Origin of the sequence: Psychrobacter immobilis, assembly GCF_904846065.1 — a bacterium.
Lineage (GTDB): Bacteria > Pseudomonadota > Gammaproteobacteria > Pseudomonadales > Moraxellaceae > Psychrobacter > Psychrobacter immobilis_H.
Genome location: NZ_CAJGZV010000001.1, coordinates 584,578 through 598,682, shown reverse-complemented (window position 1 = coordinate 598,682; position 14,105 = coordinate 584,578). Strand labels below are relative to the sequence as shown.

General features: G+C 45.1%; 11 protein-coding genes. 3 read left to right on the top strand and 8 right to left on the bottom strand.

All coding sequences use genetic code 11. The features are described from left to right. Positions 1–21 precede the first annotated feature (21 nt). Positions 22–3,984 carry an AAA family ATPase gene (locus JMW64_RS02545; RefSeq protein WP_201552785.1) on the bottom strand — a complete coding sequence of 1,321 codons (3,963 nt, stop codon included), beginning with the start codon at positions 3,982–3,984 and terminating at the stop codon, positions 22–24. A 139-nt stretch (positions 3,985–4,123) separates the two neighbouring features. Between JMW64_RS02545 and JMW64_RS02540 the strand changes: the two genes are divergently transcribed. Further along, on the top strand, positions 4,124–4,423 hold the full coding sequence (locus JMW64_RS02540) for a DUF4298 domain-containing protein (protein WP_055123439.1): 300 nt from the start codon (positions 4,124–4,126) through the stop codon (positions 4,421–4,423). On the opposite strand, the gene JMW64_RS02535 is transcribed toward JMW64_RS02540, so the two are convergent. Next, a complete protein-coding gene (locus tag JMW64_RS02535; RefSeq protein WP_201552776.1) occupies positions 4,424–5,365 on the bottom strand; it encodes an STM4504/CBY_0614 family protein in 942 nt (313 codons plus the stop codon). 47 nt (positions 5,366–5,412) lie between these two features. After that, positions 5,413–6,216 carry a sulfite exporter TauE/SafE family protein gene (locus JMW64_RS02530; RefSeq protein ID WP_060492142.1) on the bottom strand — a complete coding sequence of 268 codons (804 nt, stop codon included), beginning with the start codon at positions 6,214–6,216 and terminating at the stop codon, positions 5,413–5,415. A 195-nt stretch (positions 6,217–6,411) separates the two neighbouring features. On the opposite strand from JMW64_RS02530, the gene JMW64_RS02525 reads away from it, so the two are divergent. Both JMW64_RS02525 and JMW64_RS02520 read left to right on the top strand, forming a co-directional pair. Then, the gene (locus JMW64_RS02525) at positions 6,412–7,371 is read left to right on the top strand and encodes a biotin--[acetyl-CoA-carboxylase] ligase (protein WP_201552774.1); all 960 of its coding nucleotides are present in this window, start codon (positions 6,412–6,414) and stop codon (positions 7,369–7,371) included. A 37-nt stretch (positions 7,372–7,408) separates the two neighbouring features. Beyond that, complete coding sequence (locus tag JMW64_RS02520; protein WP_201539803.1) at positions 7,409–8,137, top strand: pantothenate kinase; 729 nt, start codon at positions 7,409–7,411, stop codon at positions 8,135–8,137. Between the two features lie 79 nt (positions 8,138–8,216). On the opposite strand, the gene JMW64_RS02515 is transcribed toward JMW64_RS02520, so the two are convergent. From JMW64_RS02515 to JMW64_RS02495, 5 genes are all read right to left on the bottom strand, one after another. Beyond that, positions 8,217–8,684 (bottom strand): energy transducer TonB, encoded by a 468-nt coding sequence (locus JMW64_RS02515; RefSeq protein WP_201552772.1) that lies wholly within the window; start codon positions 8,682–8,684, stop codon positions 8,217–8,219. 184 nt (positions 8,685–8,868) lie between these two features. Beyond that, complete coding sequence (locus tag JMW64_RS02510) at positions 8,869–10,056, bottom strand: isovaleryl-CoA dehydrogenase (protein ID WP_201501964.1); 1,188 nt, start codon at positions 10,054–10,056, stop codon at positions 8,869–8,871. 72 nt (positions 10,057–10,128) lie between these two features. Further along, positions 10,129–11,049 (bottom strand): hydroxymethylglutaryl-CoA lyase, encoded by a 921-nt coding sequence (locus JMW64_RS02505; RefSeq protein WP_201552762.1) that lies wholly within the window; start codon positions 11,047–11,049, stop codon positions 10,129–10,131. Positions 11,050–11,094: 45 nt separating this feature from the next. Then, entirely contained in the window at positions 11,095–13,224 is a 2,130-nt protein-coding gene (locus JMW64_RS02500; RefSeq protein WP_201552760.1) for an acetyl/propionyl/methylcrotonyl-CoA carboxylase subunit alpha, read from the bottom strand. A 60-nt stretch (positions 13,225–13,284) separates the two neighbouring features. Beyond that, the gene (locus JMW64_RS02495) at positions 13,285–14,094 is read right to left on the bottom strand and encodes an enoyl-CoA hydratase/isomerase family protein (RefSeq protein WP_201552758.1); all 810 of its coding nucleotides are present in this window, start codon (positions 14,092–14,094) and stop codon (positions 13,285–13,287) included. Positions 14,095–14,105 lie beyond the last annotated feature (11 nt).

The window sequence follows — 14,105 nt, the reverse complement described above, 5'->3', positions numbered from 1 at the left end:
TTTTGCTATTCAACGCTGCTCTTAATCAGAAAGGTAACGCGCTGCCTCATCGAGTGACACACTGACCAAGGTAGAAATCCCTGCGCTTGGCATGGTCACGCCTTTTAACTCATCGGCAATCTGCATCGTTAATTTATTATGGCTGATAAAGATAAACTGCAAATCGTCTGCTAATTCATGAATAAGACTGGTAAAGCGAGCGACGTTGGCGTCATCAAGTGGTGCATCGACTTCATCCAACACACAAAATGGCGCGGGATGCTGCTTAAATATCGCAAAAATCAAGCTCAATGCAGTAAGCGTCTTTTCGCCGCCTGAAAGCACAGCGAGGCGGCTATTACGTTTGCCTTTTGGTTGTGCCATTAAGGTTAGCCCTGCCCGCCACTGTTCTGATTTTGGCGCATTAACGGGCATATCATCCGTATTGAGCGTTAAACTGGCTTGCCCGCCACCAAACACTTTAGCAAATAAATTGGCAAGCTCAATATTGACGGCATCGAGCGTCTGCATAAATAGCGTTTTGGTCGTTTCATCAATCGAAGCAATCGCCTCCGTTAACGTCTGCATACTGGCAGCAATATCGGTTGTCTGCTGCGCGAGTGGCTCTAAGCGTTCATTAACCTCTGCCAACTCTGCCACGGCAGCGAGATTGACCGCGCCAATTTTGCTTAGCTGCTGCTCAAGCTGCACGCGCTCAGACTCAAGCTCAGCAATTTTATCTGGGCGCACACGGCGATCATGCGCAATAAAATCTGCCAATAAGTTTGAGACGCTCATCACTTGTTGCTGATGCTGTGGGTGCTGCGCTATGTCTGATTGTGCTTTATATTTTTGACTCACCTTATAATAAGCATCTAGCGCTTCTTGCGTATGGCTACTAGCATCCTCTAATTTTGCAGCGCTTAGTGCCAGCTCGGTCGAGTGATTGGCAAGCGCATTTTGCTGGGTTTGCAGTGTATTTTGCAAGCTATCTAGCTCAACCTGCTGCTGATTGTATTCTTGCTTGAGCACCGTTAATGCAGTTTCTCGCTCTGTTAATACAGCCTGCTGCTCATCGCGCGCGGTCTGTGCTGTTTGTAATGCATCTTGCAGTGCTGGCAATGTATTTTGCTGCTGCTCATGACGCGTCTTTAGATTTTGCTCACTTTGTAGCGACTTTTCAAATTGCGCACTTGCCCGAGCAAGACTGCTTACACTGTGTTCTAAACGCATCTCACTTTGTTGAATACGAAGTTGCAAGGCTTGCCAAGCGTCATCATCTACTTGACGGGTACGACTTAGCTCACTGCGCTCCGCTTGTAATTGCTGAGTTGCCGCACGAGCATCGGCGATTTGTGGCGTTAGCGCTGCTATTTTGCTTTGGATATCTTGCTGCTCATGATTGAGCGATTGTTGTTCTTGCACCAGCTCCTGTTGCTCTTGCTCAAGGGCTGCTTTATCAGCATTGAGGCGTTGGCTGTCCGCTTGCAAACGTTCAGCGTTGGCGCGCTGAGTAGTGAGCTGTTGCTGATATTGATGCTCATCACGGGTCAATTGCTCAGCTTGCGCGCGTGTTTCTTCTAAGCTGACTATCAATGCATCATAGTCACGCTGGTCTTTTGTAATCGCTTTTTTCTGCGCTTCTATTTTGTTCTCAAACTCATCGAGCAAATTCTCTAACGCTTGTAAACGGCTGCGCTGCCGCAAACGCTGGGTTAAAAATTGACTGTTGCTGTTATTGCTACCATTTTTTCCATCTTGCGCACCAGCAAATTTACTTAGATTCATCGTACCCTGACGACTGATAAGCCAGCCGTCAGTCGTGAGTAAAATAGCTGACGATGGCAATGCTTTTAAAATCTCAGCAAGCGCTTCTAACGTTTGCTTATTATCTGTCTCAGGCTGTGCAATATATAAATAGCACTGCCGCCAAAGCGCTAAGTTCGGTGCGCTAATCAGCTGTGATAAAGGCAGTACTTTATCAATTAAGTTCTCTGGCAAGACACTGGTAAATGGCGTTGAATCTGTATCATTTGTCTGAGCAGGTAGCCACAAACTATGACCCGTTTCTATTTTGATTGATGGCTTGTCCACTGTATTGGTTTGCGCATTTTGATAAACAAATAAATCTTTTAACTCATGCTCAAGCACCTGCCATAAGCTATTCACTTTCTCAGAGTCATCGCTCACGTTATCAATATTTGGTTGATAAGTTTGGTTAGAAACTAGTACATGGCTGTCTAACCATAATGCCAACACACTATCAAGTAGCTCTGCATGCTGCTGACCTTTCGCGCTTAACTCAATCTGGTCACGCAAGGTGGTAATGGTCAATTGGCTATAGTCGCTAGCTATTTCATTTTCTAAATCACTTTTAACATCAGCAGTTTTTGCATGAACAAGCGGTTGCGATTTTGGTGTCGGCTTAGGATTCAATATTTGATGCAGGGTATCGTACTCACCCGCCAATACGGCGTGGCGCTTCTCATTCTCGCTTAACTCGCGCTGCTGCGTGTGTAATTGCTGTTGTAAATCCTGCGCTTGCGGTTGTAGCTCAGACAGTCGCTCATCGACGCTGTCTTGTTGGCGTTCAATCTGCTGCAATTGTTTGTTTAGCTCAGCAACTTGCACCGCTAACCTCTGCTGCAAATGATTCGTATCAGAATTATTTTGCAAACCAGCACTTGCAACTGGTGATAGCGACTGCTGTAATTGCTGCCATAAATGCTGCCAATTTTGCTGACGGCGCTGCCATTTTTCATGGTTTTGCTGATAACGTTTTTGTGCTTGGTTATTAATGGCTTGCTGTTGTTCTAGCATGCGCGCATTATCTTGCAAGCGTGATAGCTGATTTTGCGCGTCATGGTAGGCGCGCTGTAATGGTTGCTCGTTGCGTTTATGCGCTTCACGTTTATTCGTTAATTCAATAAGCTTCGGACGCAATCCTTCTAGCACAGTCTGCTGCTCGGCTTGCTCAGCCTTTAGGCGATTTATCTCATCGACTGCTTGCTGACTCTGCTGCTCTAAGCTCGTGAGTTGCTGCTCGATAGCGTTTAATTGTGATTTAGCATCACCTAATTGATGCTCTGCTTGTTGATAGCTTAATTGATGCTGATAATGGCTGCTTTGAGCATCGTCTTTGAGCCACTGCTCTTGATTGATATGAGCAGCAAGCTTATCTTGCTTGGCTTTTAGGTTGTCATAGTTGGCTTGTAAAGTTGATACTTCAGTGGCGCTGCGCTCATGCGCTATTTTTTGCTGCTGCTGAGTATGCTTGGCTTGATAGAGCTGCTGAATGGCAAGCTGCTGCTTGATATCAGCAAGCGCTAATGCCAGCTCCTCGTAGCGCTCAGCACTGGCGGCTTGCTTAGACAGACGCTTTTGTTGGCTGACCAGCTCGCTTTGCATATCATGCAGGCGTGCCAAATTATCTTTAGTTTTCTCGAGCTTCTTTTGCGTTTCTTCACGGCGTGCTTGATAGCGCGAGACCCCTGCCGCCTCTTCGATAAACTCACGCAGCTGCATCGGGCTAGACTCAACGATACGCCCAATCATGCCTTGCTCAATCACCGCATAGCTACGTGCGCCAAGTCCCGTACCCAAAAATACATCGACGACATCACGGCGACGACAGCGCGTGCCATTGATAAAATAATCTGAGCGACCTTCCTTATTTACCTGACGACGAACGGACAGCTCTTGATAGAGATTAAATTCATGGCGAATACCGTTTTGCTCATCTTGCGTATGCTCGAAGGTGAGCTCAACGCTAGCGACACTTTTGGCGGCTTTATCTTGCGTACCCGCAAAGATGACATCACTCATCGCCCCGCCACGCAGCTGCTTGGCAGAGGTTTCACCCAGCACCCAACGAATGGCATCAATGACGTTAGATTTGCCACAGCCGTTCGGCCCGACAATGGCGGTGATACCATGACGAAAGGTAAAAGTCGTAGGATTGGCAAAGGATTTAAAGCCTGCCAGCTTGAGAGATTTTAGGCGCATGAAGGATCAGTAAATATGGCGAAAACAGGCGGCTATTCTACCTGAAATTGTGACGGATTTTTAGGGTTTGTGAAGGATGCTATAATAGGGCTGAAAATAATAATCATTCGTCTAAGTATCAAAAAATAAGAGTATAAAAATGCCTAACTATAATCCGCAAGAACTACAGCAAAAATACGAGCAATGGTGCAAACTGCATCGCCAGCAACTCGAAGCGCAGCAGCAGTTTTTGCAAGCTGAAGCATTGCAAAATGAGTTGAAAGATTATTATCTCAATCCGCAATGGATGACAGATCGTGAAACGGATCTGCCAATTGAACATTCAGGTGATGAATACTCTATCTTTAGTGAAGATGCGCTATGGAGTATGCTCAGCGACCATGATGAGCTAGCAAGAAAATGGATGCGTTTGGGGCTGGATGCGATTGATAGGAAATAATCATTTCAAGCTTTCATCTGCTTTGATTAAAAATACAATGGTAGAGGCTGTCATGTGTAGCACATACTGAATAAGGTGTTCAGGAACTTCTATGTCATCATTACCTTTACCATGACCACTCAATTTGTTTCGAGGTGTACCTACACTCGAAGTAAGTATATTGCTTAATGAATTAAATTGATCTGTCCAGAACTTTGGTATCAATTCATTAGCTAAGCAACAATCAATAAGCTTCTTTGAAGCTGCATTTTTATCACATACCCAACTTCTCTTGTGGATTATGATTTTCATGGTACTTTCAAAAGCTTTAAGACAATCTGTTAGTGCTGAATCGTAACGACCATGACGATAATGTTCGTGAGCCTTTAAAAATTCTTCTTGTGCACCTTTATATATTGGATTACTTAGTAACTGTAAAGCTGGCTTAACTGCTTCAGCATGAATAAACTCAGAATCGACTCTAATAATTTGACCATTCTCGTATTGATAACCTACGCCATGCTCACGAAAACGTTGGTTCAATTCGTTGATAGATTCATCAACGTTTATAGAAACTTTATACCTATATTCTCTAGCGAAGCTTGAAATAGTTTGCATCATCAACTCTATAACACTTAGAGCTTGTTCAGTATTGTCTTCACTTAAAAAATAGTTAGAAATACTTTCAAAGTAGGTGATATAAATTTCATTATCGCTATCTTCTTCATCTAGTTTAAATACACCTATTTCTTTGCATAGACTCTTGTAGCATTTTTTCAAATGTTCACGATTTAAGCTGCTAGGATTCCAACCACCGCCTGAATAGTCCGCTTTTATTGTTTCATCCCATAAGTGAACCATTTGGACTTTTAGTTTATCTGGTAATTCATCGTATTGATAAACATCAGGATACTCACCTCGGAGCTTCTTCTGCCTTTTATGAAATAAATCAACAATAGCCATATTAAACCCTCAATTTATTGATTAATAACTACTTTCCTAAACCAAAACTAAATCACCCCAATCCCACTTAACAACAGCTGCCCACCAGCAAATAATAACAACACCCCAAAAGCACGCTTGAGCGTTAGTGCAGGCAACTGGTGCGCAAGCTTGGCACCGACTTTTGCCATCGCAAAGCTAGCGACGGAAATACATAAAAAACCCGTAATATGCACAAAGCCTATCGTGCCCTCAGGTAGGTTGACCACATCTTGCCCGAACCATGCAAACCCTGCCGCACCAGCCAATGCAATCGGCAATCCACAAGCGGCAGACGTGCCGACCGACTGCTTCATCGGTAACCCCGCCCAATTTAAAAACGGTACGGTTAAGCTGCCACCGCCAATACCAAAAATAGACGACGCCATGCCAATCCCTGTACCCGCGCCGAACTGTACGCCAGTTGACGGTAGCGGTTTACCCAGCTGCTCTTTATTGGACAAAAACAGCATTTTTAAAGCAACCAATAACGCGCCGACACCGATGATGGCTTGCAATACTTTTCCATCAATCATATCAGCGATACCTGCTCCCACCAAACTACCGATGACCAAGCCGAGTGCCATTTTGCGCCACACTTCCCAACGCACGCCGCCGCGCTTATTGTGCGCAGTCATTGAGCTGATCGAAGTCACAACGATGGTCGCCAGTGATGTACCAATCGCCAAATGGGTCACCACTTCTGGTGAAAAATCATAAGCGGTAAAAATCCATACCAATGCTGGTACGATAATCATGCCGCCGCCAACGCCAAATAGACCTGCACTGACACCCGCAAATGCCCCTGCAATCACAAACCATACATATAACATCATCGAATCAGCCTTTTATCACACTTATTTTTATAAAAATTCTTTAGTTTTATAATCACTTGCCTATCGCATTTGCTAAATCATAATCCGACCTTTATGCTGTTTATTTGATACTGTCTAATCGCGACAATCTCATGACAATCGCCCAGTATAACAAAGATTATCCACGCTATATTAACCACATCGACGAAACTTATGCCGCCATTGTCCAATTTTTCTGACGACTCATTAGAGCTTCATCATTTACCACAGCTGAACCATCGCCACCTTGTCAGCAGTGCCTCTACCAATAGCGAGCTAATAGCAGATGTACAACATGGCACGTTAAATGCTGCGCAGATGCATCTACTGACCGCTGAAACCCAAAGTGCAGGTCGTGGGCAGCACGGGCGCTCGTGGCAATCACCGCGCGGCAATGTCTATCTGTCGTTATATCATCCTGTTCATCTGCCGATTAGCGGTTTATTGTCGTTAATTATTGGCGTTGAACTGGCAAAAATGCCCGTTATTCAAATATTAAATGAGCAATTACGCGCGCAAGGATTGACGCCCATCGGCGTGAAGTGGGCAAACGATTTGGGCTTTTATCAACCACCATCTGACTCAATGTCAAATGAGCCTAAACTGGCAGCGCAGACCCTACCCTTTAATAAACTTGCGGGTATTTTAATAGAGCCTGTTACCCAAACGGGCAAATTGGTCGGCGTAGTGATGGGCGTAGGACTTAATGTACAGGCAACGCCCAAACTCACTGCGCAAACCTGCGAAGGCATGAGTTATGAGGCGATTAGCCTACAGGATATTTATGAGAGGCTAAAACCAGAGACAGATATTGTGAGCCTACCAAGCCTAAAAATACTTTACCAACAAATGAGTAAAGCCCTGCTAGCCGCGATGACACGCTTTGAGCACCTAGGATTAGAGAAACCCACTGGTCAAAGCTATAATTTGGACAGCTTTTTAAAACAGTTTGATTCGATGGACGCACTGGCAGGATTACGCTTGCACGTTACTCAAGAGCATAACGGTAAAACAGATAGCATCACAGGTTATGCTTGTGGTCTTGATACACATGGATGTTTGCAATTGCGTCAAGATAGCGGTAAGATTTCTGCGCTTTTTACCGGACGCATCGACGTTATTGATAAGGCTTAAATCAAAGACCCAATGGGCACGATATAAAGGGATTTTTATGCTCTGGTTAGATCTTGGCAACACCCGCCTAAAATACTGGCTCACCGATGATATCGGACAAATAGTCGCGCATGATGCCAAGCAACATTTGCAAGCGCCTGCCGAACTACTGATGGGTTTGACCGATCGCTTCGAGCGTTATGCGCCTGATTTCATTGGTATCTCATCGGTGCTGGGCGACGATTTGAATATTAAAGTGTCAGAGACGTTAGGTCGTCTGAATATTCCGTTTGAGTTTGTCCATGTCGATGCCGCGCATGCTTTGATGAAGAGTGCTTATAATGACGAACAGCTCGGCTGTGATCGTTGGCTACAGATGCTGGGCGCCGTGGATAAGAAAAAACGTCAATGCGTGATTGGCTGTGGCACAGCAGTGACCATTGACTTGATTGATCATGCTGAGCATTTGGGCGGTTATATTTTCCCTAGTATTTATCTGCAACGTGAATCACTATTTTCAGGCACTAAGCAAATTACCATATCCAATGGCACCTTTGATAGTGTTGGTCAAGGCATGACCACACAAGATGCGGTACATCGCGGTATCTTGCTCTCTATCGTCGGTGCCATCAATGAGATTAGCCATCGCCATCCCAACTTTGAAGTTATCATGACGGGTGGTGATGCAGCTATTATTTCTCAGCATGTTAATCGACCAGTACGTTTGCGTGATGACTTATTGTTGAATGGCTTGGCACGATATTTTGATCATACCAAGCAGTCGTAATACTCAATAGATACTTTTACATTGAAAATAAAAAAAGCAGTACGTGTAAGGCGTACTGCTTTTTAGTATTGTTTAAGCTTTAGTAATACTCAAATATTATTGGAACGGTTACTTTGCCTACTACTGTCTTACTATCTTTTCTAAATGGTTTCAAAAGACTGCGGCGTAACTCTCTCATAAACTCACTATCAATTTTATCGGAGCCACTACTCTTCAATACGGTAATATTTGCAACTTTACCTTCCTGATTTACAATTAATAAAAATTTCATTTCCGCACGTTTGAGTTTGCAAGGTTCTTCCGGATCACAATTACCCTCTAAGTTGCGAATGTGACGACTATCGAACCTTGGTTGATGTACCCACTTCGCATCAGAAGTTGAAAACTGAATGACGGGTTGCGATGGTGACACGTCTGCTAACTCAGCATTTGCTGAGTGTACCGCAAATACACTCAGTAGAAATAGCGCTTTTGTCAGCACAGAAATAATAGTTAATCGCAGATTTATCTTGAAGCGTGTTTTAGGTGTGGTAATAGTCAGCAGCATAGACGATATCTTATAAATATGGCGAATAAAAAAGGCTAAGAAGCAACTCTATTAATCGATTATTGTCAATCAAAAAATAAAATATACCTTAGCACAATTGTTCGTTATTAACCAGCCATTGTCCTAAGCTAGTCTGGTTATGCCAAATTTAGAAAGTCGCTGATGATAGTATTATATTTTTATACTATTTAGTCTCATTAAATAGCTCACGACCGATAAGCATACGACGAATCTCACTAGTGCCCGCGCCAATCTCATATAGCTTGGCATCACGCCAGTAGCGACCAAGTGGATACTCATTGGTGTAGCCATTACCACCAAAGATTTGAATGCCTTCGCCTGCCATCCAAGTGGCTTTTTCGGCACACCATAAAATCACACTAGCACAATCTTTACGTACTTCGCGACTATGACCAGCACCGCGCGCGTCCAACATATCGAGATTTTTGCCGACAGTGTACAAGAAACTGCGACCTGCTTGCAGTATCGTATACATGTCTGCGACTTTGCCTTGAATAAGCTGAAACTCTCCAATCGCTTGACCAAACTGCTTACGATCATGGATATAAGGCACGACATTGTCCATCACGGCTTGCATGATGCCGATAGGACCTGCAGCTAATACTGCACGCTCGTAATCCAGCCCGCTCATCAATACCTTAACGCCTTCATTGAGACCGCCCAAGATATTTTCACTTGGCACGGTCACATTATTAAAGGTCATCTCACCCGTATGGCTACCACGCATGCCAAGCTTATCGAGCTTTTGTGCCGTACCAAAACCTTCCATGCCTTTTTCAACGATAAAGGCAGTCATACCTTTCGCGCCTAGCTCTGGATTGGTCTTAGCATAAACCACCATCACGTCAGCATCGGGACCATTGGTAATCCACATTTTGCTACCATTCAACACATAGCTACCGTCTTTCTCTTCAGCTTTTAGCTTCATACTAACGACGTCTGAGCCAGCGCCTGTCTCACTCATAGCCAATGCACCGATGAACTCACCGCTGACCAGTTTTGGTAAATATTTTTGTTTTTGTGCCTCAGAGCCATTACGTTTGATTTGGTTGATACATAGGTTCGAATGCGCACCATAGCTTAGCGCGACCGATGCCGAAGCACGGCTGATTTCTTCCATCGCGACCATGTGTGCGACGTAGCCCATGTTAGAGCCGCCGTATTCTTCAGGAACGGTAATGCCATGCAGACCGATATCACCCATCTTTTGCCATAGATCCATTGGGAATTCATCGCTGCTATCAATCTCGGCAGCACGTGGGGCGATTTCATTGGTTGCAAACTGCTGTACCATATCGCGTAATGCATCAATATCTTCGCCAAGTTGAAAATTCAATCCAGGTAAACTCATAACTATTCCTTGTGTTTTGATATTCTGATATTTTTAACGTTTAAGTTCTAATTTGTTTTTTAAAGCCAAAATTTAAGACTGGCGTTTATTGATGATGGCACGTGCCACGTTTGAGCCATTTGGACGCTTTAAGAACGCACTGATACGCTCACCTGCCATGACCAATTTATCTAAATCGATACCAGTGCTGATACCCATACCATGCAGCATATACACCACATCTTCAGTCGCAACATTGCCCGTTGCGCCTTTGGCATAAGGACAGCCGCCCAGTCCAGCCACTGAGGTATCAAACTCGCTAACACCCATTTGTAGTGCGGCTAGCGTATTGCTCAATGCTTGACCGTAAGTATCGTGAAAATGACCTGATAGCATAGAGATATCAGCATATTCTAATGCGGCTTGTAACGCGCGCTGTACCTTGAGCGGCGTACCAACACCAATGGTATCGGCAATACCAATCTGCTCAGCACCAATCTCAACCAAGCGCTTGGTCACATACGCTACTTGGCTTGGGTCAATGTCGCCTTCATAAGGACAGCCAACCGTACAAGAGATAACGCCTCGTACTTTGATGCCTTGCGCCTTTGCAGCCGCTGCCACTGGTGCAAAACGCTCGATACTCTCATCAATACTACAGTTGATATTCTTTTGACTAAAGGTCTCACTGGCTGAGCCAAAAATAACGATTTCATCAGGACGGTGCAAAATGGCGTTTTCAAAACCGCGCATATTGGGCACTAGCACTGAATAGCAAATATCTGTCTGTCGTGTCGGCGCTAGCGCCTCAAGTAGCGCGCTATTATCGCCCATCTGTGGCACCCACTTTGGCGAGACAAAGCTTGTTGCTTCTAGCTTTTTGACACCTGCCGCAATCAAATCATTGATAAGTGCTTGCTTAACCTCAGTCGGTACCGTCGTTGACTCGTTTTGTAGTCCATCACGCGGGCTGACATCAACGATTCTGACGTGCTCTGGATACGAATGGCTCATGCTTGTCGTCCTTATTTTTACTTACCTATTATTAAGCTATGTCAGCTATTCGCTCTCAGTATTTTCGCCAGCATCAATGCGTAATAACTCGTCACCATCAGCAACCAAATCACCTGCTGCAAATAGCAATTCTGCCACTACCCCATCTGTCGGTGCAGTAATAGTATGCTCAATCTTCATGGCTTCGATGACCGCTAACGGTTCGCCTTTTTTCACAGTATCGCCAACCGCCACTTTAAAGGCAACAACCTGTCCTGGCATCGGTGATTTTAAACTACCAACCGCTGCGGACTCTTCACCCACGTGTGCCATGATATCAATCAGCGTAATCTCGTCACGACCACTGTCTGTGAACACATAGACGGTCTCATTAAGTACCCAGCTTTGCGCGCTAGTACGTGCACCATCTAACCATAGCGTATGATTGTGCTCGTCGCTACTGGCATAGCTCACATGACCTTCATAAACCGTTTCAGTCTGAGCAGCGACATTGATATTGCTATTATCCTGCGTGTTAGCGACTTCTTTTTCGATAACGAGCGTAAAGCTACTGAGGTTATCGCTGCCTTTTTTGCTGTCTGAACAATTCGCATTGTGCCAGTTGCTCATGCGGGCAGTATAAGCACTCTCATCATAAACCAAGCTGAATGAGCGAGTATAATCACTATAAGCACGGAAGCCGGTAGGTTTGCTAAATGGATCGATATCTGACTCTTGCATCGCTATCTCGCTCGCAAGCTGACGAGTAATAGCGGTCACAACTAGCGTCGATAATGCCAAAGGCTGCTGATTAAAAATCGCATCACGCTCATGTTCAATCAGAGCAGTATCGAGATTGGCTTGGCTAAAAGATTCTGTATTTAAGATATAACGTAAAAATGCCGCGTTATTCGGTAAACCCACGATACGCGTTTGCGCAAGTGCTCGATCAAGCTTGGCTAATGCCTGCTCTCGCGTTGGTGCATGAACGATGAGCTTGGCAATCATAGAGTCATAAAATGGGCTAATAACATCACCTTCGCGCACGCCATCATCGATACGTACGCCAGTACCATCTTTATCAATCATAAAGGTGCTGTGTTCAGGTTTTTGATACGTAAATAATGTACCGGTCGCGGGCAAGAAGCTATTGTCAGGGTTTTCGGCACAGATACGCGCCTCAATTGCATGACCGTTGATAGTTAGATCGGCTTGGGTTTTTGGCAATGGTTGACCTGCCGCAACCAACAGCTGCCATTCGACCAAATCAACACCAGTAATCGCTTCGCTGACTGGATGCTCAACCTGCAACCGCGTATTCATCTCCATGAAATAAAAATTCATAGCGTCTTCGCGCTGCTCAACGATGAACTCAACCGTACCTGCGCCAACATAGTCGACCGCACGAGCCGCTTCGATGGCAGCGGTGCCCATCGCCTCACGCATCGCAATATCAACACCCGGTGCAGGCGCTTCTTCTAATACTTTTTGGTGACGGCGCTGTACGGAACAATCACGCTCAAACAAATGCACATAGTTGCCATGCGTATCACCAAATACTTGGATTTCGATATGGCGCGGTTTTAAGGCGTATTTTTCAACCAACACTTTATCATCACCGAAGCTAGTAATGGCTTCACGGCGACATGAGTCTAATAAATCCACAAAGTCGCTACTTTGCTCTACGATACGCATGCCTTTACCGCCACCACCTGCACTGGCTTTAATCAGCACTGGATAGCCAATACTATCGGCTTGCTGTTGTAAGAATGTGGCGTCTTGATTGTCACCATGATATCCCGGTATCAGTGGTACGCCCGCTATCTCCATCAATCGCTTGGATTCAGATTTGCCACCCATGGCGCGGATAGCATCAGCTGATGGACCGATAAATATCAGTCCTACATCCTGACAGGCTTGCGCAAAATCTGCATTTTCACTTAAAAACCCATAACCCGGATGAATCGCTTGTGCGCCAGTCTCAAGCGCTATCGCGATAATCGCGTCACCTTTTAGATAGCTGTCTTTCGGTGCCGAGCCGCCCAAATAGATAGCCTCATCACAGACAGCCACATGCTTAGCTTCACGATCCGCATCAGAATAAACAGCGACGGTGCTGACACCCAGACGCTTGGCAGTCGCGGCTACTCGGCAGGCAATTTCACCACGGTTGGCAATTAGAATTTTAGAAAACATAACTATCCCTGTTTCTTGTCGTTTTTATTTGAGGTCTTGTTTATTTACTCATTTATGTCGTTAGTCTGCTGTTAGCCAATCAGGTTTACGCTTTTGCAAAAATGCCTGCACGCCCTCTTTGCCTTGCTCTGATGAGCGAATATCAGCGATGCCTTTTACCGTATCGGCAATCAGCTTATCAGTGATGGGAGCATCAGCGACATCGTGTAATAGCTGCTTGCAAGTTTTGACTGCATCAGGGCTGTTTTTGACGACTTTGCTACAAAATATAGCGACCTCATCAGCCAGCCACTCTTCGCTAACACGCTCATGGATAAAGCCAAGCTGCCGTGCCTTTTTAGCATCAAATACTTCAGCACTTAAGAAGTAACGCTGCGATGCTCTAGCGCCTAGCGCTCGGATGACATAAGGGCTAATCGTTGCAGGGGCTAAGCCCAAACGCACTTCACTTAGGCAGAAGTTTGCAATTTTGACAGCGATGGCCACATCACAGACGGCTACTAAGCCCATGCCGCCTGCATAAACATCACCTTGAATAGCCGCGACTGTTGGCTTTGGGCACTCGTAAATAGTTTTGAGCATTTGCGCTAATTTGTCCGCGTCTGCTAAGTTTTCCTCGTAGCTATAATCTGCCATGGCACGCATCCAATTCAAATCAGCACCCGCACAAAATGCCTTGCCAGCAGCGGCTAGCACAATGACACGTACCTCATCATCAGCACCAAATGTATTGAATGCATCGGTTAGCTCATTAATCATTTCATCATTGAAAGCATTACGTATCTCAGGGCGATTTAAGGTCACCGTAGCAACGTGTTGTTCCACTTTAACCAATAGGCTTTTATAATTTTTATCACTGTCTTTTTGCATAACTTTCTCTA

Bases quoted from the DNA above. Each gene is read 5' to 3' on its own strand.
- JMW64_RS02500 (WP_201552760.1), bottom strand. From the start codon at position 13,224: ATGTTTTCTAAAATTCTAATTGCCAACCGTGGTGAAATTGCCTGCCGA.
- JMW64_RS02545 (WP_201552785.1), bottom strand. From the start codon at position 3,984: ATGCGCCTAAAATCTCTCAAGCTGGCAGGCTTTAAATCCTTTGCCAAT.
- JMW64_RS02515 (WP_201552772.1), bottom strand. From the start codon at position 8,684: ATGCTGCTGACTATTACCACACCTAAAACACGCTTCAAGATAAATCTG.
- JMW64_RS02495 (WP_201552758.1), bottom strand. From the start codon at position 14,094: ATGCAAAAAGACAGTGATAAAAATTATAAAAGCCTATTGGTTAAAGTG.
- JMW64_RS02510 (WP_201501964.1), bottom strand. From the start codon at position 10,056: ATGAGTTTACCTGGATTGAATTTTCAACTTGGCGAAGATATTGATGCA.
- JMW64_RS02530 (WP_060492142.1), bottom strand. From the start codon at position 6,216: ATGTTATATGTATGGTTTGTGATTGCAGGGGCATTTGCGGGTGTCAGT.
- JMW64_RS02525 (WP_201552774.1), top strand. From the start codon at position 6,412: ATGCCGCCATTGTCCAATTTTTCTGACGACTCATTAGAGCTTCATCAT.
- JMW64_RS02535 (WP_201552776.1), bottom strand. From the start codon at position 5,365: ATGGCTATTGTTGATTTATTTCATAAAAGGCAGAAGAAGCTCCGAGGT.
- JMW64_RS02540 (WP_055123439.1), top strand. From the start codon at position 4,124: ATGCCTAACTATAATCCGCAAGAACTACAGCAAAAATACGAGCAATGG.
- JMW64_RS02505 (WP_201552762.1), bottom strand. From the start codon at position 11,049: ATGAGCCATTCGTATCCAGAGCACGTCAGAATCGTTGATGTCAGCCCG.
- JMW64_RS02520 (WP_201539803.1), top strand. From the start codon at position 7,409: ATGCTCTGGTTAGATCTTGGCAACACCCGCCTAAAATACTGGCTCACC.